Origin of the sequence: Paraburkholderia tropica (assembly GCF_914484835.1) — a bacterium.
In the GTDB taxonomy this organism is placed as follows: Bacteria; Pseudomonadota; Gammaproteobacteria; order Burkholderiales; family Burkholderiaceae; genus Paraburkholderia; species Paraburkholderia tropica_A.
In genome coordinates, this window is the sequence record NZ_CAJZAR010000039.1 from 95644 (window position 1) to 116063 (window position 20420).

Genomic DNA, 20420 nt, shown 5'->3' on the forward strand with positions numbered 1-20420 from the left:
GCGGCCGGCACGCGTTCAGCCGTCGCGCAGTCAGTCCAGCTGCTCGATTGCGTCCACGCGGTCGGGATAGAACGCCAGAAGGTTTCTGATGGGCTCGACGGCCGCGTGCGGATGCTCGTAGGTCCAGACCGCGTTCGCCGAGCGCTCGCCGCCCGGCACGATCGAGTAGTACGCGCAGTCGCCCTTGTACGGGCACCAGGTGCTGTGATCGGTGCGCGCGAGCAGCGACATGTCGGTGTCCTCGCGCGGCACGTAGAGCACCGGCGGGTAGTTCGCTTCGCGCAGCGTGAGCGCGTGGCGCGTGTCGACGAGGGTGTGTCCCGCGATCTTCACGACCACGCGTTTCGACGTGGGCTCGATTGTGATCGGATGATCCGGCCCGGGGATTTTCACGGTTTTCGTTGGCATGACGCGGCTCCTTGCGGTCGGCATTCGGCGCACGGCCGTGGCGGTTGCCGCGTGCTGCGCTCGCTCGACAGTGTAGGGCGAAGCCGCAAATGCCGCTCGCGCCGCGCCGCGCTGCAAGGTCAGGCGGCAGGGCGCCGCCTGGTCATGACAGATTGATGACTGCCGGTGAGAATTTACTGCTGCGGCGCGCCGTTCCAGGCGGGCAGCGTCACGCCGTGATAGACGGCGAGAATCTTCGCCGCCACGTTCGGCTGCTGGTAGCTGGCGACGAGCGTCTTCACCCACGGCGCGTTCGCGTCCTTCTCATTCACGGCGATGAAGTTGCGGTACGGGCTGCCATCGACCTTTTCCTGCGCGATGCGCTCTTGCGGAATGCGGATGCCGGCCTTGATCGCCCAGTCGGTATTGACCACGGCGGCATCGAGGTCGCCGATCGCGCGTCCGACGATTCCCGCATCGAGTTCCTTGATCTTGATTTGCTTCGGATTGCTTGCGATATCGCGTGCCGTGGGCAGCAGGCCGACGTCGCTACGCAGCTTGATGAGCCCCTGGCCCTGCAACAGCAGCAGCGCGCGGCCTTCGTTGCTCGGATCGTTCGGCACGCCGATGGTCGCGCCCTGCGGCAGCGCCGCGACCGACGGATACTTGCGCGAGTAGAGCCCGATCGGCTGCACATAGGTGAAGCCCACCGGCACGATGGTGTAGTGGCGCGCCGCCACCTGGGCGTCGAGATAAGGCTTGTGCTGGAACGAATTGGCGTCGAGATCGTGCTCGGACAGCGCCTCGTTGGGCTGCGTGTAATCGGAGAACGTCGTCACCTTGATGTCGAGGCCGTGTTGCGCGGCGTTCGCGGCCACCACGCGCCAGACGTCCTCGTCCTCGCCGGACATGATGCCCACGCGCAGCGTCTGCGCGGCCTGCGCCGCCGAGGCGAGCGGCCCGAACAGACCGGCGACGAGCGTGAGCGAGGCGAGTCCCGCGGCGATCAGGGTTCTTTTGTTCTTGTTCATAGTGAGGGCGCCCGTGGCGGAGTGAAAGATGGGGCGATGCTAGGACGCGGGCGGGCCGCGCCCAACCAATTTCGCACACGTTGCTTATCGCACGCAGGCTGATAAGCACATCGCGGCGCGTGCTTATGGCTGGACCGACTGGCGTATCTGGGGCGCGATGCGGCCAGCACACGGAACGCGCCGAATGCGCGCAATGCACGTCTCGCGCGAAGCATATGCGTATTCGTCGTTTTGCGGCGGACCGGGCGATGACTACGATGCACCGATCGTCACTCCGCACGGATTCCGCTCATGTCGACTCTCGCCGTTCCCGCGCACGCCGATCCTGCCGATCGCCTCGATGCGCGCACCGACGCCGCCGCGCCGCCCACGCGGCCCGTCATCCGCTCGGCGCAGGACGTCGCGCGCATCGTCAACGAAGGGGCGCAGACGGGCAGCAAGGCGCGCGTGGTGATCGCCATCGCGCTCGGCGGCGTGTTTCTCGACGCCTACGATCTCACCTCGCTCGCCTATGGCGTGAAGGACATCGCGCGCGAATTCGCGCTCTCGCCGGTGCAGGTGGGTTTCGTCTCCGCCGCGATCACGTTCGGCGCGATTCTGGGCGCGCTGTTCGGCGGCTATCTGACCGACCGCATCGGGCGCTATCGCGTCTTCATGGCCGACATGCTGTTCTTCGTGGTCGCCGCCATCGCGGCCGGGCTCGCGCCCAACGCGTGGGTGCTCGGCGGCGCGCGCTTTCTGATGGGCTTCGGCGTGGGGCTCGATCTGCCCGTGGCGATGGCCTTTCTCGCCGAATTCTCGCGCGTGGCCGGACGCGGCAACAAGGCCGCGAGCGTGGCCGCCTGGTGCCCCGCGTGGTACGCGGCCACGAGCACCTGCTATCTGCTGATTCTCGCGCTCTACGCGATTTTGCCCGCGCATCACGCGGACTGGCTCTGGCGTTTGACGCTCGCGTTCGGCGCGGTGCCGGCGCTGTTGATCATCGCGGTGCGCAGCCGGTATATCAGCGAGTCGCCGGTCTGGGCCGCGAATCAGGGCGATCTCGAAGGCGCGGCGCGCATTCTCAAACGCTCGTGGGGCGTCGACGCCGTGGTCGAGCGCGACGACAGCACCACCGCGCAGCAACACACGCCGCGCGCCGCGTCGTGGCGCAATTACGGCGTGCTGTTCAACGCCACCTACCGTCGCCGCACGATACTCGCGGCGACCATCGGCGCGGCTTCGTCGTTCGGCTATAACGCGATCATTTTCGGCTTGCCGGTCATCATCGCGAGTTTTCTGAAGCAGGGGCCGCTCACGACCATCGTCGCTTCGCTGCTGCTCAATCTGCTGTTCGCTTTTGTCGGCGGCCTGATTGGCGTGCGCACCGCGCCCACCGTCGGCGCCTGGAAGATGACGGTGGCGGGGCACGCGCTGCAAGTCACCGCGCTGATCGGGCTGGCGTTGATCGGCCATCCGTCGAGCGGCGTGTTCGTCGCGCTCGCGATTCTGCTGCTGGGCGCGTATCTGTTCGGGCAGGGCTTCGGCCCCGGCTCGCATTCGATGACGTATGCGTCGCTCAGTTATCCGACTTCGCTGCGCGGCATCGGCGTGGGCTTCAATCAGACGCTCGTGCGTTCGTCGTCGACGATTTCGCTGTTTCTGTTTCCGGTGCTGGCGGCGGCGCTCGGCACGAAAGTGTTCTGGGTGATCGCGGTCGCGCCGCTGACCTCGCTGCTCGTGCTGCTCGCGATTCGCTGGGAACCGTCGGGCTACGACATCGACGGCGAGGATTACGCGCCGCCAGCGAGCGAGGCCGCGCGACGCGCCGACGATTGCCCCGCGTGCCTGCGCGGTTGAGCGGTTGAGCGGTTGAGTGGTTGAGCGGCTGAGCGGCTGAGCATGGCGGCACGCATCGGTGTGCTTGCTCCATAGCCGAAAACCTCATATGCAATCGCGGATTTTCTAGTAGGGGATTGCCGCAGGGGCTGTTCAAATGACCGCAGGACTCGCCCGCCGCGATGCGCGGGCGAGGCGCTCACCGGTCCATTCGAAGCCATCCTGTCATGCCGAAGACGAAGCAACCGATTCTGCTCAACGCGTTCAACATGAATTGCGTGGGCCATATCAATCACGGCCTGTGGACGCATCCGCGCGACCGCTCGGCCGATTATCGCCAACTCGCCTATTGGACCGATCTCGCGCGTACGCTCGAACGCGGCCTGTTCGACGGGCTGTTTCTCGCCGATATCGTCGGCGTCTACGACGTCTATCAGCGCAATGTCGATGTCACGCTGCGCGAGTCGATTCAGTTGCCCGTGAACGATCCCACGCTGCTCGTGCCCGCGATGGCGGCGGCTACGCAGCATCTGAGCTTCGGCGTGACGGTGAATCTCACTTACGAAGCGCCGTATCTGCTCGCGCGGCGCTTTTCCACGCTCGATCATCTGACGCAGGGGCGCATCGGCTGGAATATCGTCACCGGCTATCTGGACAGCGCGGCGCGCGCCATGGGCGTGCGCGAACAGCTGCCGCACGACGAGCGTTACGAGCGCGCCGACGAATACCTGGAAGTCCTGTATAAATTGTGGGAAGGCAGCTGGGAAGCGGACGCGGTGCGGCGCGACAAGGCCGGGCGCGTTTACGCCGATCCGGCGAAGGTGCATCGCGTGCAGCATAAGGGGCGTTATTACGACGTCGACGGCTACCATCTCGCGGAGCCGTCGCCGCAACGCACGCCGGTGCTGTTTCAGGCGGGCAGTTCGGGACGCGGCCAGCGCTTCGCTGCGCGTCACGCCGAGTGCGTGTTCATTTCGCCGCCCAATCGCGCGGTCGGACGCGAAACGGTACGTGCCTTGCGCGAGCAGCTCGTGCGCGCGGGGCGCCGTCCCGACGACGTGAAGGTGTTCGTCGGCGCGGCGGTCGTGCCGGGCGCGACGGAGCGCGAGGCGCGCGAAAAGTACGCGGACTATCGCCAGTACGCGAGCCGCGAGGCGGGGCTCGCGCACTTCGCGGCGAGCACGGGCATCGACTACGCGCAATACGATCTCGACGCGCCGGTCGACTACACGCCGGGCAACGCCATCGAATCGGCCACGCGCACGGCGCAGCAGCACGGCTGGACGCGCCGCTCGCTGCTGGAGATGTTCGAACTGGGCGGACGCTATCCGGCCATCGTCGGCAGCGCGTCGCAGGTGGCCGACGAGTTGCAGGCGTGGGTCGAGGAGGCGGGCGTGGACGGCTTCAATCTGAGCCGCACCGTGGTGCCCGAGAGCTACGAGGATTTCGTCGATCTGATCGTGCCCGAGTTGCAGAATCGCGGGCTGTATAAGACCGCCTACGAACCCGGCTCGCTGCGCCACAAGCTGTTCGGCGAGGGCGACACGCTGCCCGAGCGCCATACCGGCGCGGGTTTCCGGCACAAGGAGACGGCGTCCATTTGAGTTGGGCGGGTGCGCGGTCGTGCTCAAAATATCGGTGACGGCGATATTTCCTGTTTATGCGTATAAGCGATATTTGTGATTTATGCCTCAGAGGCATATACTCGCTTTATGCTTCACAGGAATATCCCATGAAGATCATCGTCAATACGCCGGCGGCGCTCGCCGAAATTCTGCTGTCGGCCAGAAAAGAGTACGGACTGACCCAGGCGCAGGCCGCGAGCGCGCTCGGCATCGGCCAGCCGCGCCTGTCGGCGCTCGAAACCACCGGCACGGCCAGCATCTCGCTGGCGCAGATGCTCGCGCTGCTTTCGCTCTACGGCCTCGAACTCTGCGTGCAGTCGCGCGACAACAGCGGGGTGCTGGAGGCGCGCGAAGACCGGCTGGAGTGGTAGCGCATGGGCCGCAAATCGCATTCACGCAGCCTGTCGATCTGGGCCAACGGCGAGCGCGTCGGCACCTGGACGCTCGGCGTCACGGGCGAAGCCGAACTGCGCTACGACGCCGCCTGGAAGGTCTCGGAGGCCGGTCGGCCGCTCTCGCTGTCGCTGCCGTTCGGTATCGGCGAGCGGCCGCTGCGCGGCGAGCGCGTCCATCATTACTTCGACAATCTGCTGCCCGACAGCCTGCCGATCCGCCGCCGCATCGCCGCGCGCTTTCGCACCGGCTCGGTCGACGCATTCGATCTGCTCAAGGCGATCGGGCGCGATTGCGTGGGCGCCGTGCAATTGCTCGACGAGGACGAAACGCCCGTGCCGCCGGGGCGTATCGAAGGCACGCCGCTCGACGAGTCCGACATCGAACGGCTGCTGCTCGAAGCCTCGGGCGCGCTGCCCGCGCGTGCCGACGATGACGGCGATAACGACGAGCCGCTGCGCATCTCGCTTGCGGGCGCGCAGGAAAAGACCGCGCTGCTCCATCACGAAGGCCGCTGGCTGCTGCCGCACGGCGCCACGCCCACCACGCACATCCTCAAGCTGCCGCTCGGCCTGATCGGCCATCGCAAGGTCGATTTCAATACCTCGGTGGAGAACGAGTGGCTGTGTCTCGCGCTGCTCGCGGCGTATGGGCTGCCGGCCTCGTCGGCGCGCATCGTCACGTTCGGCGCGCAGAAGGTGCTCGCGGTCGAGCGCTTCGACCGCGCCGTGTCGCGCACGGGCGCGCTGTTGCGCCTGCCGCAGGAAGACTTCTGCCAGGCGCTCGGCGTCGCGCCGCATCTCAAGTACGAAGCCGAAGGCGGTCCCGGCGTGCGCGAGATCGCCGATCTGCTGCGCCAGTCCCAGCAGGCGCGCGCGGATATCGAAACCTTTCTCGCCGCGCAAATCGTCTACTGGATGATGGCCGCGCCCGACGGCCACGCGAAGAATTTCAGCCTGCGCCTGCTGCCGGGCGGCCGTTTTCAGCTCGCGCCGCTTTATGACGTGATGTCGATCTGGCCCGTGGCCGGTGACGGCGGCAATCAGTGGTCGTGGCACAAGGCGTCGCTGGCGATGGCGGTGTGGGGCAAGAGCCGTCACTACCGCATGCGCGACGTGAAGCGCGCGCATTTCAACGCCACGGCGCAGCTTTGTCATTATGGTTCGGATGCCGAATCGATTATCGAGCGTCTGATCGAGCGCACGCCCGCAGCGATCGAAACCGTGAGCGCCGCGCTGCCCGCGGGCTTTCCCGAGCGCGTCGCCACGAAACTGTTCGACGGCCTGCGTTTTTCCGCGCAACGGCTTGCGCAATGATTCACTGATTCACAGAATCGCCCGCACGCTCAACGCGCCGCCGGCGCCACGTGCTCCATTTTCGCTTCGCCGTAGAGCACGTAGATCAGTTCGAGCATGCGGCGAATATCCTCCGATTCGTCGAGCATGCGCATGCTCATGATGACGGGCGAAACGAGCTGCTTGTCGTCGAGATCCTTGTACGAGACGTCGTCGCGCTTGAGTCCATAGACGCTGCTCGGCACGATCGAAATGCCTTCGCCCGCCGCCACGAGCCCTAGTGCGATCTGCAGTTCGCGCGCTTCGTAAATGCGCATCGGTTCGAGCCCGCGATCGTGAAAACCCGCGAGCACCTGATCGGCGTAACTCGGACGCGGCTGCTTGGGAAAGATGATGATGGTCTCGTTGAGCAGGTCGTGCAGCGAGAGTTCCGGCTTCGCGTCGATCAGCGGATGCCCGAGCGGCAGCGCGACGATCATGCGCTCCTCGCGCAGCACCACGCGGCGAATGCTCGGATCTTCGAGCCGGATGCGCCCGAACCCCACATCGATACGGCCTTCCTTGAGCGCCTTGATCTGATCCATCGTGGACATTTCCACGAGGCTCAGTTCGACCGCGCCATTCTCCTGGCGAAAGCGCCGGATGATCTTCGGCAGCATGCCGTACAGCGTCGAGCCGACGAAACCCACCGTGAGCCCGCGCTCGATCTTGCCGACGCGCCGCGTCATCGATTCGAGTTCGGTGGTTTGCGCGAGCAGCTGCACCGCGTGCTGATAGAAGAAGCGCCCGGTGTCGGTGAGCTTGAGCGGTCGCGAGTCGCGCTCGAACAGTTGCACGCCGAGCAGTTCTTCAAGCTGCTGGATCTGCCGCGACAGCGGCGGTTGCGCGATATGCAGCCGCTGCGCGGCGCGCGTGAAATTGCGCTCCTCGGCCACGGCCACGAAGTAGCGCAGATGTCTCAGTTCCATATTGCCCGCCTGCCTGATTTGCTCGCCCGCCATACCTCGCGAGCATGAATTTACCTGTCATATACGGGTTTTCCCTCGTATTTGCGATAACTACTATACCTCAAAGGTATGAAGCCGCAGCCCGAAAAGTATTGGACGGTCCCTTTGGGCGACGCGTATAAATCCATTCCATGAACTCCACTCCTGCCGTTGCCGCCATGAATTACGCGACGATCGAACGTATCGAAACCTCTCTCGTCGATCTGCCGACGATCCGCCCGCACAAGCTCTCGGTCGCCACCATGCACGGCCAGACGCTGATGCTCGTCAAGGTGTTTTGCAGCGACGGCGTGATCGGCGTGGGCGAGGGCACGACCATCGCGGGCATGGCCTACGGCCCGGAAAGCCCCGAGGCGATGAAGCTCGCGATCGATGCGTACTTCGCGCCCGCCATGATCGGCCAGGACGCCACGCGTATTCAGGCCCTGATGGCGCATCTCGGCAAGCTCGTGAAGGTCACGCACTTCGCCAAGAGCGCGCTCGAAACCGCCTTGCTCGACGCGCAGGGCAAGCGCCTCGGCGTGCCCGTGAGCGAACTGCTCGGCGGCCGCCGCCGCGATCGTCTGCCGGTGGCGTGGACGCTCGCGTCGGGCGACACGGCCAAGGACATCGCCGAAGCCGAAGCGATGCTCGAAGCGCGCCGTCATCGCGTGTTCAAGCTGAAGATCGGCGCGAAGGCGCTCAAGACCGATATCGAGCACGTCGCGCAGATCAAGCGCGCGCTCGGCGACCGCGCGGCGGTGCGCGTCGACGTGAACATGGCGTGGAGCGAAACGCAGGCGGCCTGGGCGATTCCGGCGCTTGCCGACGCGGGCTGCGAACTGGTCGAGCAGCCGGTGGCTTCGGCAGCGGCGCTCGCGCGCCTGATGCGCCGCTTCCCGGTCGCGCTGATGGCCGACGAAATCCTGCAAGGCCCGGAAAGCGCCTTCGAGATCGCGAAGCAGCACGGCGCGGACGTCTTCGCGATCAAGATCGAACAAAGCGGCGGGCTCTTTGCGGCGCAACGCGTGGCGACGATCGCTGACGCGGCCGGCATCGAACTGTACGGCGGCACCATGCTCGAAGGCGCGTTCAGCACGGCGGCCTCGGCCCATCTGTTCGCCAGTTTCGCCAATTTGCAGTGGGGCACCGAATTGTTCGGCCCGCTGCTCATCACCGAGGAAATTCTGACCCAGCCGCTCGATTACAGCGATTTCGAATTGACCGTGCCGACCGGCCCGGGACTCGGCATCGAACTCGACGAAGCGAAGGTCAAGCGATTCACGCGCGACGGTCTTATCAAAGTCACGCGCTAAATCGCGCTATCCCGTTACAGATTGCAGATAAAGGATTCAACGATGCTTTTCCAGGTACGCATGGACGTGAAGATTCCGGCCGATATGCCCGCCGACGTCGCCAACGAAATCAAGGCGCGCGAAAAGGCTTATTCGCAGGATCTGCAACGTAGCGGCAAGTGGCGCCATATCTGGCGCGTCGTGGGCGAATACGCGAATTACAGCATTTTCGACGTCGAAAGCAATGCGGAACTGCACGACATTCTCACCGCCTTGCCGCTGTTTCCGTATATGGACATTTCGGTGACGCCGCTGTGCCGTCATCCGTCGTCGATTCGCGATAACGATATTTGAGTCGGAGTTGAAGACCGGGCTGCAACATCGATAGCCCCATTCCTTATTAGAGGGCGACCACGCCCCATTGAAAATTTTCCCCCGCTAAAAGATTAAGTGGAGACAGTGATCATGAACGTGAAAGTGTTCGACACGAAAGAAGTGCAGGACCTCCTCAAGGCCGCGACCAACGCGGAAGGCGCAGGCGGCAATGCGCGTTTCAAGCAGGTGCTCAGCCGCCTGCTGGGCGATCTGTTCAAGGCCATCGACGACCTCGACATCACGCCCGACGAAGTCTGGGCCGGTATCCATTATCTGAACAAACTCGGCCAGGACGGCGAGGCGGCGCTGCTGGCGGCCGGCCTCGGTCTGGAAAAGTATCTCGACATCCGCATGGACGCCGCCGATAAAGCGGCCGGCATCGAAGGCGGCACGCCGCGCACGATCGAAGGCCCGCTCTACGTGGCCGGCGCACCGGTGCGCGAGGGCGTCTCGAAGATCGACCTGAACCCCGACGCCGAAGCCGGCCCGCTCGTCATTCACGGCACCGTGACCGGCCCGGACGGCAAGCCGGTGGCGGGCGCGGTGGTCGAATGCTGGCACGCCAATTCGAAGGGCTTTTATTCGCACTTCGACCCGACGGGCGCGCAGGACGACTTCAATCTGCGCGGCGCGGTGCGCACCGGCGCGGACGGCAAGTACGAAATCCGCACGCTGATGCCCGTGGGTTACGGCTGCCCGCCGCAAGGCGCGACGCAGCAGTTGCTCGACGCCGTCGCGCGTCACGGCAATCGCCCGGCGCACGTGCACTTCTTCGTCACCAGCGAAGGCCACCGCAAGCTCACGACGCAATTCAATATCGAAGGCGATCCGCTGATCTGGGACGACTTCGCCTACGCCACGCGCGAGGAACTGATTCCTCACGTCGTCGACAAGACCGGCGGCGCGTCGCTGGGCCTGAAGGCCGATGCCTACAAGTCGATTGCGTTCGACTTTTCCCTGACCACGCTCGTGCAGGGTAAGGACAACCAGATCGTCAACCGCCCGCGCGCAGCCGCGACGGCGTAATCGCCCGCCAGCGCGACGGTGCCACGCCACCGTCGCCGCCGGGTTCCCGCGAGATTCAATGCACACCGATGCGCGAAAGCCGTGCAGGAGCTTGCTCGCGCCTACGGAGAGAAACCATGTCCGCCACCATCGACAAAGCCAACGAACTGGAACACCTGTTAGCCACTGCGGTGCAGGACGACAAGCAAGCCGGTGTGTACCGTTGCCGTCGCGATATCTTCACGAATGCCGCGTTGTTCGATCTGGAGATGAAACACATCTTCGAGAGCAACTGGGTTTATCTGGCGCACGAAAGCCAGGTGCCGAACAACAACGATTACTACACCACGTGGATCGGCCGCCAGCCGGTGGTCGTCACGCGCGATAAAACCGGCGAGCTGAACGCCATCATCAATGCCTGCGCGCACAAGGGCGCGATGCTGTGCCGCCGCAAGCACGGCAACAAGGGCAGTTTTACGTGTCCTTTCCACGGCTGGACGTTTGCCAATACCGGCAAATTGCTGAAAGTGAAGGACGAAAAGACCACTGAATATCCGGTGCAATTCAATAAGAACGGCTCGCACGATCTGAAGAAAGTCGCGCGATTCCAGAACTATCGCGGCTTCCTGTTCGGCAGTCTCAACGCGGATGTGATGCCGCTCGAAGATTATCTCGGCGAAGCGCGCGTGATCATCGACCAGATCGTGGATCAGGCCGCGCAAGGGCTCGAAGTGCTGCGCGGCAATTCCTCGTATGTCTACGAAGGCAACTGGAAAATGCAGATGGAAAACGGCTGCGACGGTTATCACGTCAGCACCGTGCACTGGAATTACGCCGCCACGATGGGCCGCCGCAAGGAAGACGGCACGCAGGCCGTCGACGCGAATAGCTGGAGCAAATCGATCGCGGGCGTGTATGGCTTCGATCACGGACATATTCTGCTGTGGACCAACACGATGAATCCCGAAGTGCGCCCGGTTTATCGTCAGCGCGACGAAATCAAGGCGCGCGTCGGCGAAACGAAGGCCGATTTCATCGTCAATCAAACGCGCAATCTGTGTCTGTATCCGAACGTGTTTCTGATGGATCAGTTCAGCACGCAAATTCGCGTGGTGCGTCCGATCAGCGTCGATAAAACCGAGGTGTCGATTTTCTGTTTCGCGCCGAAAGGCGAGAGCGCCGAAGACCGCGCCACGCGCATTCGTCAATACGAAGACTTCTTCAACGTCTCCGGCATGGGTACGGCCGACGATCTGGAAGAGTTTCGCGCCTGCCAGAACGGTTATGCGGGCACCACGGCGCTCTGGAACGATCTCTCGCGCGGCGCGCCGCTGTGGGTCGAAGGCGCCGACGATAACGCCAGAAAGATGGGCCTGAATCCGCTGATTTCCGGCGAACGCAGCGAAGACGAAGGTTTGTTCGTGGTGCAGCACGAATACTGGGTGCGCGTGATGCGCGACGCGCTCAAGAAGGAAAGCGAGGAGTTGCCGGTATGAGCATCGATTATCAAACGATTTGCGCGACGCTCTATCGCGAAGCGCGTTTTCTCGACGACCGGCAGTGGGACGAATGGCTGGCCTGTTACGCGGACGATGTCACCTACTGGATGCCCGCCTGGGACGACGACGATCAGTTGACCGACGACCACGAAAGCCAGGTGTCGCTGATGTATTACCCGGATCGAGGCGGACTCGAAGATCGCGTGTTCCGCATCAAGACGGAGCGCAGCGGCGCTTCGATGCCGGAGCCGCGCACGGGCCACAACGTCACGAACGTGGAAGTGCTGGCCGATCGCGGCGACGAAGTGGACGTGCGCTACAACTTTCACACGCTCAATCATCGCTACAAGGTCACCGATCATTTCTTCGGCACCATGTTCGTGACCTTGCGCCGCTCGGGCGATCAATTACTGATTGCCTATAAAAAGATCGTGTTGAAAAACGACTATATCCGGCAAGTGCTCGACGTCTATCACGTGTGATGTCGGGCGCAACGTATCAGAGGCAGTAAAGGAGGTTCCCATGTCCAGTTTCAAGATTGCGCTGAATTTCGAAGACGGCGTCACGCGGTTCATCGACTGCAAGGCCGGAGAAAAAGTGCTCGACGCCGCGTTTCGCGCGAAGATCAATTTGCCGATGGATTGTTCCGATGGCGTTTGCGGCACCTGTAAATGCCGCGCCGAAAGCGGCAGCTACGATCTCGGCGACGACTATATCGAAGACGCGCTCAGCGACGACGAAAAAGACGGCGGCCTCGTGCTCACGTGCCAGATGGTGCCGCAAAGCGATTGCGTGATTGCGATTCCCTCGTCGTCCACGGCGTGCAAGACGGGGCAGAGCCAGTTCGCCGCCACGGTCACGAAAGTCGAGCAACATAATGACGCCGCCGTGGTGCTCGAAATGGACGTGGACGCCAATGCGCCCGTATTCCTGCCCGGTCAATATGTGAATATCGACGTGCCGGGCAGCGGCCAGCATCGCTCGTATTCGTTTTCTTCCGCGCCTGGCGAATCGAAAATCAGTTTCCTGATCAAAAAGATTCCCGGCGGCGTGATGAGCACGTGGCTCGAAAGCGCGCAAGCGGGCGATAAACTGAATCTGCAAGGTCCGCTCGGCAGTTTTTATTTGCGCGACGTGCAGCGCCCGCTGCTGTTTCTCGCGGGCGGCACGGGACTCGCGCCGTTCCTTTCGATGCTCGAAGTGCTGGCGCGCACGCATGCGCAACAGCAGGTGCATCTGATTTACGGCGTCACGCGTGATCTCGATCTCGTGCAGGTCGAGGCGATCGAAGCGTATCGCGCGAAGCTGCCGAATTTCACTTATTCGACCGTCGTGGCCGAAGCGGAATCGACGCATCCGCGCAAAGGCTGGGTCACGCAGCATATTCCGGCCAATGCGCTCAACGATGGCGATGTCGACGTCTACCTCTGCGGGCCGCCGCCGATGGTCGACGCCGTGCGCAAGTATTTCGACGACGAAGGCGTGAAGCCCCACAGCTTCCACTACGAGAAGTTCACGCCCAATGCCAGCGCTGCCACCACCGACACGAACGTTACGGCGAAGGCGGCGTGATGAGACAACGATTCGCAGGCAAGGTCGTGGTCGTCACGGGCGCGGCGCAGGGCATCGGCATGGGCGTGGCGCTGCGTGCGGCCGCGGAGGGCGGCAAGGTGGTGTTCGTCGATCGCGCGGTGTTCGTCGCCGAAGTGGCGGCGCAGGCGCAAGCCGAACGGGCCGATGCGCAAACGGCGGCTTTCGTCGCCGACCTGGAAACCTACGAGGGCGCGCACGCGGCGATGGCGTTCGCCGCGCAACGGTTCGGCGGCATCGACATTCTGATCAACGGCGTGGGCGGCGCGATCCGCATGCGTCCGTACGCGGAATTCGAGCCTGCGCAGATCGACGCGGAAATCCGCCGCTCGCTGATGCCCACGCTCTATACCTGCCACGCCGTGCTGCCGCATTTGCTCGAGCGCGGCGGCGGCACCATCGTGAACGTCTCGTCGAACGCGACGCGCGGCATCCGGCGCGTGCCGTATTCGGCGGCCAAGGGCGGCGTCAACGCCCTGACGCAATCGCTGGCGATGGAGTACGCGCCGCAGAATATCCGCGTGGTCGCCGCCGCGCCGGGCGGCACCAGCGCGTCGCCGCGCCGCGTGCCGCGCAACGCGGCGGGCGATACCGAGCAGGAAAAGGCATGGATGGACGAGGCCGTGCAGCAGGTCACGGAATCGACCTTCTTCAAGCGCTACGGCACGCTCGACGAGCAGATCGCACCGATCCTGTTTCTCGCGTCGGACGAGGCCAGCTATATCACCGGCGCTGTGCTGCCGGTGGCGGGCGGCGATAACGGTTGAACGCGCCTGATAGCCGCGAGCGCTACAGCTTCGGGCAAGAGAACACGTTCAAAGGCGGCGTATCGATGCCCGGTTTGCCGTCGTTCGCGGGTGTGCCTTGCGGCGGCGTCGAAATCAGGCGCACGCCATTCGGCGCGGCGTTCGCGAGTGCGTATTTTTCCGCACTCGCGGCAGGTGAACCGGCGGGTTGCCCGGTCGGCTGCCAATACGCGCGATAGAGCGCGCCGTCGTGAAAGAGCAGCAATTTGCCGTGCGCGGTCTGGCCGCCGCTATTGAAATCGACCGCCTCGCCGTCGCGCAGCACGAAGTGCGCGTCGGGGCCGCCCGGGCCACTGAGCTTGCCGCACGGCGGCGCGGTGGTGGTGTTGGGCGTGGCGTCGCCAGATGTGCCGGGCGGTTCGGCGGCGCACGCGGGCGCGATGGCGAGTCCAACCGCGCTCGCGCACCAGCATGCGCTCAGCGCCAGCTTCCAGGACGCTTTCATGGCGACCTCGCATCGGGAAAGGCAATCTATCCGGTCAGCAATCGCCATGCCTCGCCGCTGCATCGGCGTTATTCATCCGACACTTTAATCCGCTCATCCAGATAGTTGAAATTTTCAACTATTTGACTATACTCCGATGCGTTGCCGGTTCGCCGGCCATGCAGCGGGAGCGCGCGTGTCATCCGGTCAGTATTCCGATTTCCTCACCTTCAGGCTCGACCTCACGAGCGCGCTGCTCAGCGAGCGCGCCAACGCGGTCTATCGCGAGCGCTGGGGGCTCGACGTGCGCGCGCTGCGTGTGCTGCGCATCGTCTGCGCGGAGCCGGGCGTCACGCCGAAAGCCGTCTCGCAGCGCGCGCTGATCGAAAAAACCCTGTTGTCGAAAACGCTCGCCGAACTGGAGTCGCGCGGCCTGATCGGCCGCGACACGCACGCCGACGACCGCCGCAGCGTCGCGCTGCACGGCACGCCAGAAGGGCAGAAGGTCGCGAAGGCGTCGGCGAAAGCCGGGGCCGCGCTCGAAGCCGAACTCGCCGTCGCGCTGACCGAGGCCGAGCGCAAGACGCTCGACCGCCTGCTCGGCAAGCTGTCGGACAGCCTGCTCGACGGCGCATCCGCTTGACGCCCCACGCTGCGTCCCCATCCGCCATCCCGTATCCGAAGCCGTCATTGAAGGAGCCGCCCATGTCCATTCCGGTCGCCACCCCGCTCGTCGAAACCGTCGCGCCTGCCGTCGACGCCTTGCTGCCCGAGCTCGAAGCCGTCTACAAGGATCTGCACCAGCATCCCGAACTCTCGATGCAGGAATTCCGCACCGCGAAGATCGCCGCCGATTACGTGGAAGCGCTCGGCTACGAGGTCACGCGCGAAGTGGGCGTGACCGGCGTGGTGGCGATCCTGCGCAACGGCGAAGGCCCGACCGTGATGCTGCGCGCCGACATGGACGCGCTGCCCGTGACCGAAGCGACCGGCCTGCCGTATGCGAGCAGCGTCACCGCAAAGGACGACGAGGGCGTGCAGGTGGGCGTCGCGCACGCCTGCGGCCACGATCTGCACGTGACCTGGCTGATGGGCGCGGCGCGGCTGTTCGCGCAGCATCGCGACGCGTGGCGCGGCACGCTGATGTGCGTGTTCCAGCCCGGCGAGGAGGTCGGGCGCGGCGCGCGCAGCATGATCGACGACGGCATGATCGCGCGCTTCCCGAAGCCCGACGTGATCCTCGGCCAGCATGTGATGGTGGGCGCGGCGGGCACGGTCGGCTATCGCAGCGGCACGATTCTTTCGGCGGGCGACAGCCTCAAGGTCAAGCTGTTCGGGCGCGGCTCGCACGGCTCGCAGCCGCAGACCTCGATCGATCCCGTCATCATGGCGGCCTCGACCACGCTGCGCCTGCAGACCATCGTCTCGCGCGAGATCTCGCCGCGCGACAGCGCCGTGCTCACGGTGGGCGCGCTGCAGGCGGGCACGAAGGAAAACATCATCCCCGACGACGCCACGCTCAAGCTCAACATGCGCACCTACGACGAGGACGTGCGCGAATACATGCTGGGCGCGATCCGCCGCATCTGCTGCGCCGAGTGCATGGCCTCGAACGCGCCGCGCGAGCCGGAATTCACGACGCTGTCGAGCTATCCGCTGACCGTCAACGACGACGCCACCACGGCGCGTCTGCGCACCGCGTTCGAAGCGCGTTTCGGCGCGCGCGCCTACGAAACGCAGCCCGCGGCGGCGAGCGAGGACTTCAGCGTGTTCGGCCGCGAATGGGGCGTGCCGTACGCGTTCTGGTTCATCGGCGGCACCGATCCCGAGACCTTCGAGCAGGCGAAGGCCGCGAAGAAAATCAACGAGATTCCGAGCAACCACTCGCCGAAGTTCGCGCCGGTGCTCGACGGCACCTTGCGCACCGGCCTCGAAGCGATGTTGTGCGCGGCCGCCGCGTGGCTCGGCCACGAAAGCGAGGCCGCGTGAGCATGGCGCTGGGCGCGCACGTGGGTGCGCATATGAACGCCCACACGGCGTATACGGTGCTCGATCTGATCGGTACGTTCGCCTTTGCGATCTCGGGCGCCGTGGCCGCGCGGCAGCGGCGGCTCGACCTGTTCGGCATCGTCGTGGTGACGTTCATGGTGGCGTGCGGTGGCGGCATCGTGCGCGATGTCTGCATCGGCGCGATTCCGCCTGCGGGGCTGTCGAACTGGGCCTATCTCGCGGTCTCGCTGGCCGCGGCGGGGCTGACCATCGCCGCTTATCCGCAGGTGCGGCGGCTGCGCCATCCGGTGCTGTTCTTCGACGCGATCGGGCTCGGCCTGTTCGCGGTCGCGGGCGCGCAGAAAACGTGGATCTGGACCAATAGCGCGGAGACCGCCATCGTGCTCGGCATGGTGAGCGCCGTGGGCGGCGGCGTGCTGCGCGACATCCTGCTCTCGCGCGTGCCGGCGATTCTCGAACGCGAGATCTACGCGTCGGCGGCGCTGCTGGGCGCGGCGGTGCAGATGGGGCTCACGTACTTCGACTGGTCGTCGTTCTGGACGCCGTGGGTGGCAACCATCGCCTGCGTGGCGCTGCGGCTCGCGTCGCTTTACTACGGCTGGCGTCTGCCGGTGTTTCAGACACGCGATCTGGTGAAGAAGCCGTCGCGCAACACGGCGGCCGACGAGGCGTCGCGCGACGCGAGGTGAAGCGGCGCGTTCAGCGCGCCGTGCGGGGCTTTTCCTCGAACAGCATCAAACCCACGAGGCTGATGATCCCGCAGCCGAACACATACCACGCGGGCGCGTAGAAGCTGCCCGTCGCGCGCCACAACGCGCCGACCGCCAGTTGCGCGAAACCGCCGAACAGTGTCACGCCCACCGCGTAGATAATGCCGAGCGACGTCGCGCGTATTTCGGGCCGCAGCGCTTCGAGCATCATCAGGAAGCCCGCCGGGCTCGTCAGCGTCATCAGGCCGATCAGTACGAGCACGACTGCCAGCACCGTACCCACCGCAGGCCACGCGGCAATCGCCGCGAAGGCCGGAAACAGCAGCGCGAGCGAGACGAGCGAACCGGCCGCCAGTAGCGGCTTGCGGCGCGTCACGCGGTCCGCGAGCCGCCCCGCGAACGGCGAACCCACCAGCAGCACCACGCCCGCCGCGCAGCCGCTTGCCGAGGCGGCCGCCGTCGGCATATGCAGCGTCAGCGCGAGAAACGCGGGCAGGAAGAACACGATGGTGTACATCGTGCCGGTCGCGCCGATCACGAGCATCGTGCCCGCCACGATCTGGCGCAGCGGCAGTGCGCGGCGCACCGGCGCGGCGTGGGATTTTGCCTGGGCGTTCGAATCCGCAGCAGATGAAGCAGACGCAGCGGCATGGGCAGGCAACGTATCGTCCAGACGCGCGCGCAGCCAGAAGCCCACCGGCCCGATCGCAAGGCCGATCAGGAACGGCACGCGCCAGCCCCACGTCACCAGTTGCTCGTGTGTCAGCGACTTCGACAGCAGCACGGCGATCAATGCACCCGCGAGCGCCGCGCCGCCCTGGCTCGCCATCTGCCAGCTCACCAGCACGCCGCGCCGGCCCTCGCGGCCCGACTCCATCAGCAGCGTGGTCGCCGCGCCCACTTCGCCGCCCGCCGAAAAACCTTGCAGCAAGCGTCCGAGCACGATCAGCGCGGGCGCGGCGAGGCCGATCTGCGCATACGTGGGCGCGAGGCCGATCAGCCCGGTGCCGAGCGCCATCAGCAGCACGGTGAGGATCAGCGCGGGCTTGCGTCCCGCGCGGTCCGCATACGCGCCGATCAGCACGCCGCCGAGCGGACGCACGACGAAGCCCACGCCGAAGGTCGCGAGCGACATCATCAGCGAGGTGAGGGCGTCGTGCGCCGGGAAGAACAACTGGCCGATGAGCGCCGAAAAGAAGCTGTAGACGGTGAAGTCGAAGAACTCCAGGCCGTTGCCGAGCGCGGCGGCGAGCACCATCGTGCGGCTCGTGCTGCTCGTGCGCGCGGCGGGCGTGGCTGAGGTGGCGGGCGTGGCGCTGGCCGCGCCGGACGCGCGTTCGTGTGCGACGTTCATGATGAAACCTTGATCGGATGACCGGATGACAAGACCGGCGAGGCCGCCGGGTTGAAGCCGGCGCGGTGCGTACGCCGCGCCGTTGAGGCGACTACGTCACTGACTGCCCTTGATACTTTCGCCGTCGCGGACGGTGATCTTCGTCGTCACCGAGCGCACGCCGCTCACGCCTTGCGCGATCGACACCGCGAAGTCGATCTGCTTCGCGTCGGCGACCACGCCCGTGAGCGTCACGTCGCCGTCGTGCGCGCGCACGCGGATAAAACTCGCCTTGAGGCCTTGCTTGCGCGCCGCGCGCAGCGCGTGACGCACGTCGTTGGCGAGCGCGCGGTCGGCGGCTTTGGTCGATGCCGCGTTCGTCTGGGTTTGCGGCGTTTGCGGGTGCGTGTGCGGATTCATCTGCGGATTCGTCGAAGCCGCATCGGCCTGCGCCGCGCTGCCGCCCTGGGCGTGGGCGCTCAGGCTCGCCGTTATCGTCGCGATGCAGAATGCGGCGGCAGCCACGCGCGCAAGGGTTCGCTGTTTCATCTCATCTCTCCACGGTTGTTATCGATCGGCGCTCAGAACTTGTGATACATGCCCACGAGCACGAGGTGCGGCGACTGATACGAAGTCGTGCCCTCGGAGCCCGTATAGCTCGTCGCGATGTTGTCGACGGTCGGCTGCATCGTCGGATATTTGCCGTAGGTCGGCGTGGTGCCGGTGTTGTGGATCAGCGCGCCGCGCACATAGAGCGCGGTGCGTTTCGAGAGGTTGTAGTCGTAGCCGAGCGTCACGCCATACGAATGGCTGCCCGCGCCGGCCACGCCGCGATACGCGAGTTCCATGCGGAAGTCGTTGCGTTGCAGATAGCGGTAAAGCGCGCCGAGCGTGTAGAGCGAGGCCACGCGGTCGCCTTCGAGACGCGGCGCGAGGAAGCTGTAGCCCGCCGACAGCACGTAGTTGCCGCGGTCGTAGAGCAGGCCCGCCGCGAAGTTATCGGTGCGCACGTATTGCGAGGTCGTGAGCGCGTTCAGCGCGTAGTTGCCGACGTAACTCAGCGTGCCGAACAGATGGCCGTCGAAGTAATTGAGCGCGAGCGCCTTGGTCTGGATGGTCGGCGCAGTCGAGCCCGAGTCGTGCAGCGAGAGCGCCACCTGCGCGTTGAGCGGCCCGAACCACGGCGACGAATAGCTGACCGCGTTGGTGAGGCGGCTTGCCTCGTAGCTCGCGCCGGGGCCGAGATCGTAGGTCCACGCCGTGAGATACGCGACCGTAGAAACGGTGCCGACCTGGCCGAACACGTCGACGAACAGCGGCACGCCCACATCGTCCTGCAAGCCGAATTTCAGCTCGCCCGTTTTCGACGAACCGATGCCCACCCACGCCTCGCGGTTGAAGATCGTGTTCGCCGTGCCCAGTTTGCCGGTGGCAGCGTCGAAGCCGTTTTCGAGCGCGAAGCGCACGCGATAGCCGCCGCCCAGATCTTCCACGCCGTAGAGGCCGATCTTCGAAGTCCACTCGCCGCCGCTTTGCTGCACGTAGGCCGTCTGCGCGCCCTTGGTGAAGCCGATCGCCTGGTCGACGGTGCCGTAGAGGCGCACGCCGGGCGTGTAGGCGCCGGTCGTCGCGTACGGAACGCCCTGGAAATAGTCGAGGAGAAACAGATCCGAGGTCTGCGCGTGCGCCGCGTGCGAGGCGCCGCCGAGCGCCGTGGCGCAGGCCAGAATCCGCGCGGCGCGCGTGGTCCGCGCGCGCCGTGGTTCGCGGGAAGGCGACGTATTGCTGCTTGCTGACATTGTTATTAACTCTTCAGGTTGGTCAGAAACTGCGGGGGA

At 65.2% G+C, this 20420-nt stretch carries 21 protein-coding genes; 14 read left to right on the forward strand and 7 right to left on the reverse strand.

Translation table 11 applies throughout. The features are described from left to right. Positions 1-30 precede the first annotated feature (30 nt). A complete protein-coding gene (locus LDO54_RS10555; protein WP_224009949.1) occupies positions 31-408 on the reverse strand; it encodes a DUF427 domain-containing protein in 378 nt (125 codons plus the stop codon). Positions 409-581: 173 nt separating this feature from the next. Then, positions 582-1418 (reverse strand): MetQ/NlpA family lipoprotein, encoded by an 837-nt coding sequence (locus LDO54_RS10560; protein ID WP_205991658.1) that lies wholly within the window; start codon positions 1416-1418, stop codon positions 582-584. A gap of 291 nt (positions 1419-1709) precedes the next feature. Here LDO54_RS10560 and LDO54_RS10565 point away from each other — a divergent pair, with 291 nt between their 5' ends. From LDO54_RS10565 to LDO54_RS10580, 4 genes are all read left to right on the forward strand, one after another. Further along, the gene (locus LDO54_RS10565; RefSeq protein WP_224009951.1) at positions 1710-3257 is read left to right on the forward strand and encodes an MFS transporter; all 1548 of its coding nucleotides are present in this window, start codon (positions 1710-1712) and stop codon (positions 3255-3257) included. A gap of 206 nt (positions 3258-3463) precedes the next feature. After that, a complete protein-coding gene (locus LDO54_RS10570) occupies positions 3464-4840 on the forward strand; it encodes an LLM class flavin-dependent oxidoreductase (RefSeq protein ID WP_224009953.1) in 1377 nt (458 codons plus the stop codon). A 128-nt stretch (positions 4841-4968) separates the two neighbouring features. Continuing rightward, positions 4969-5232: a helix-turn-helix domain-containing protein gene (locus tag LDO54_RS10575; RefSeq protein WP_224009955.1), complete on the forward strand. Its 264-nt coding sequence runs from the start codon at positions 4969-4971 to the stop codon at positions 5230-5232. Between the two features lie 3 nt (positions 5233-5235). Then, the gene (locus LDO54_RS10580; protein WP_224009957.1) at positions 5236-6570 is read left to right on the forward strand and encodes a type II toxin-antitoxin system HipA family toxin; all 1335 of its coding nucleotides are present in this window, start codon (positions 5236-5238) and stop codon (positions 6568-6570) included. A 29-nt stretch (positions 6571-6599) separates the two neighbouring features. Here LDO54_RS10580 and LDO54_RS10585 read toward each other — a convergent pair whose 3' ends face one another. After that, a complete protein-coding gene (locus LDO54_RS10585; protein ID WP_224009958.1) occupies positions 6600-7517 on the reverse strand; it encodes a LysR family transcriptional regulator in 918 nt (305 codons plus the stop codon). Positions 7518-7714: 197 nt separating this feature from the next. Here LDO54_RS10585 and LDO54_RS10590 point away from each other — a divergent pair, with 197 nt between their 5' ends. The 7 genes from LDO54_RS10590 (at position 7715) to benD (ending at position 14066) form a co-directional block, all read left to right on the forward strand. Further along, positions 7715-8851, forward strand: coding sequence for a muconate/chloromuconate family cycloisomerase (locus LDO54_RS10590; protein WP_224010131.1), 1137 nt, complete (start codon positions 7715-7717; stop codon positions 8849-8851). A gap of 42 nt (positions 8852-8893) precedes the next feature. Then, positions 8894-9184, forward strand: a complete 291-nt coding sequence (catC, locus tag LDO54_RS10595; RefSeq protein WP_224009961.1) for a muconolactone Delta-isomerase — start codon at positions 8894-8896, stop codon at positions 9182-9184. Positions 9185-9295: 111 nt separating this feature from the next. Then, positions 9296-10231: a catechol 1,2-dioxygenase gene (catA, locus tag LDO54_RS10600; protein WP_224009963.1), complete on the forward strand. Its 936-nt coding sequence runs from the start codon at positions 9296-9298 to the stop codon at positions 10229-10231. A 116-nt stretch (positions 10232-10347) separates the two neighbouring features. Next, positions 10348-11706 (forward strand): Rieske 2Fe-2S domain-containing protein, encoded by a 1359-nt coding sequence (locus LDO54_RS10605; RefSeq protein ID WP_224009965.1) that lies wholly within the window; start codon positions 10348-10350, stop codon positions 11704-11706. Further along, on the forward strand, positions 11703-12191 hold the full coding sequence (gene benB, locus LDO54_RS10610) for a benzoate 1,2-dioxygenase small subunit (RefSeq protein WP_224009967.1): 489 nt from the start codon (positions 11703-11705) through the stop codon (positions 12189-12191). The genes LDO54_RS10605 and benB overlap by 4 nt, the downstream gene beginning before the upstream one ends. Before the next feature lie 40 nt (positions 12192-12231). Then, the gene (gene benC, locus LDO54_RS10615) at positions 12232-13281 is read left to right on the forward strand and encodes a benzoate 1,2-dioxygenase electron transfer component BenC (protein ID WP_224009969.1); all 1050 of its coding nucleotides are present in this window, start codon (positions 12232-12234) and stop codon (positions 13279-13281) included. Continuing rightward, the gene (gene benD / locus LDO54_RS10620) at positions 13278-14066 is read left to right on the forward strand and encodes a benzoate diol dehydrogenase BenD (protein ID WP_290371072.1); all 789 of its coding nucleotides are present in this window, start codon (positions 13278-13280) and stop codon (positions 14064-14066) included. The genes benC and benD overlap by 4 nt, the downstream gene beginning before the upstream one ends. Positions 14067-14088: 22 nt before the next feature. On the opposite strand, the gene LDO54_RS10625 is transcribed toward benD, so the two are convergent. Beyond that, on the reverse strand, positions 14089-14550 hold the full coding sequence (locus LDO54_RS10625) for a hypothetical protein (RefSeq protein ID WP_224009973.1): 462 nt from the start codon (positions 14548-14550) through the stop codon (positions 14089-14091). Between the two features lie 175 nt (positions 14551-14725). Here LDO54_RS10625 and LDO54_RS10630 point away from each other — a divergent pair, with 175 nt between their 5' ends. From LDO54_RS10630 to LDO54_RS10640, 3 genes are all read left to right on the forward strand, one after another. Then, positions 14726-15172, forward strand: a complete 447-nt coding sequence (locus LDO54_RS10630; protein WP_224009975.1) for a MarR family winged helix-turn-helix transcriptional regulator — start codon at positions 14726-14728, stop codon at positions 15170-15172. 62 nt (positions 15173-15234) lie between these two features. Next, positions 15235-16518 carry a M20 family metallopeptidase gene (locus tag LDO54_RS10635; protein ID WP_224009977.1) on the forward strand — a complete coding sequence of 428 codons (1284 nt, stop codon included), beginning with the start codon at positions 15235-15237 and terminating at the stop codon, positions 16516-16518. Between the two features lie 32 nt (positions 16519-16550). After that, entirely contained in the window at positions 16551-17228 is a 678-nt protein-coding gene (locus LDO54_RS10640) for a trimeric intracellular cation channel family protein (RefSeq protein WP_224010133.1), read from the forward strand. 10 nt (positions 17229-17238) lie between these two features. Here the strand turns inward: LDO54_RS10640 and LDO54_RS10645 are convergent, their stop codons facing one another. From LDO54_RS10645 to LDO54_RS10655, 3 genes are all read right to left on the reverse strand, one after another. After that, a complete protein-coding gene (locus LDO54_RS10645; RefSeq protein WP_224009979.1) occupies positions 17239-18603 on the reverse strand; it encodes an MFS transporter in 1365 nt (454 codons plus the stop codon). A gap of 96 nt (positions 18604-18699) precedes the next feature. Beyond that, positions 18700-19131: a BON domain-containing protein gene (locus tag LDO54_RS10650; RefSeq protein WP_224009981.1), complete on the reverse strand. Its 432-nt coding sequence runs from the start codon at positions 19129-19131 to the stop codon at positions 18700-18702. A gap of 32 nt (positions 19132-19163) precedes the next feature. Continuing rightward, a complete protein-coding gene (locus LDO54_RS10655; RefSeq protein WP_224009983.1) occupies positions 19164-20381 on the reverse strand; it encodes a porin in 1218 nt (405 codons plus the stop codon). Between the last annotated feature and the right edge of the window lie 39 nt (positions 20382-20420).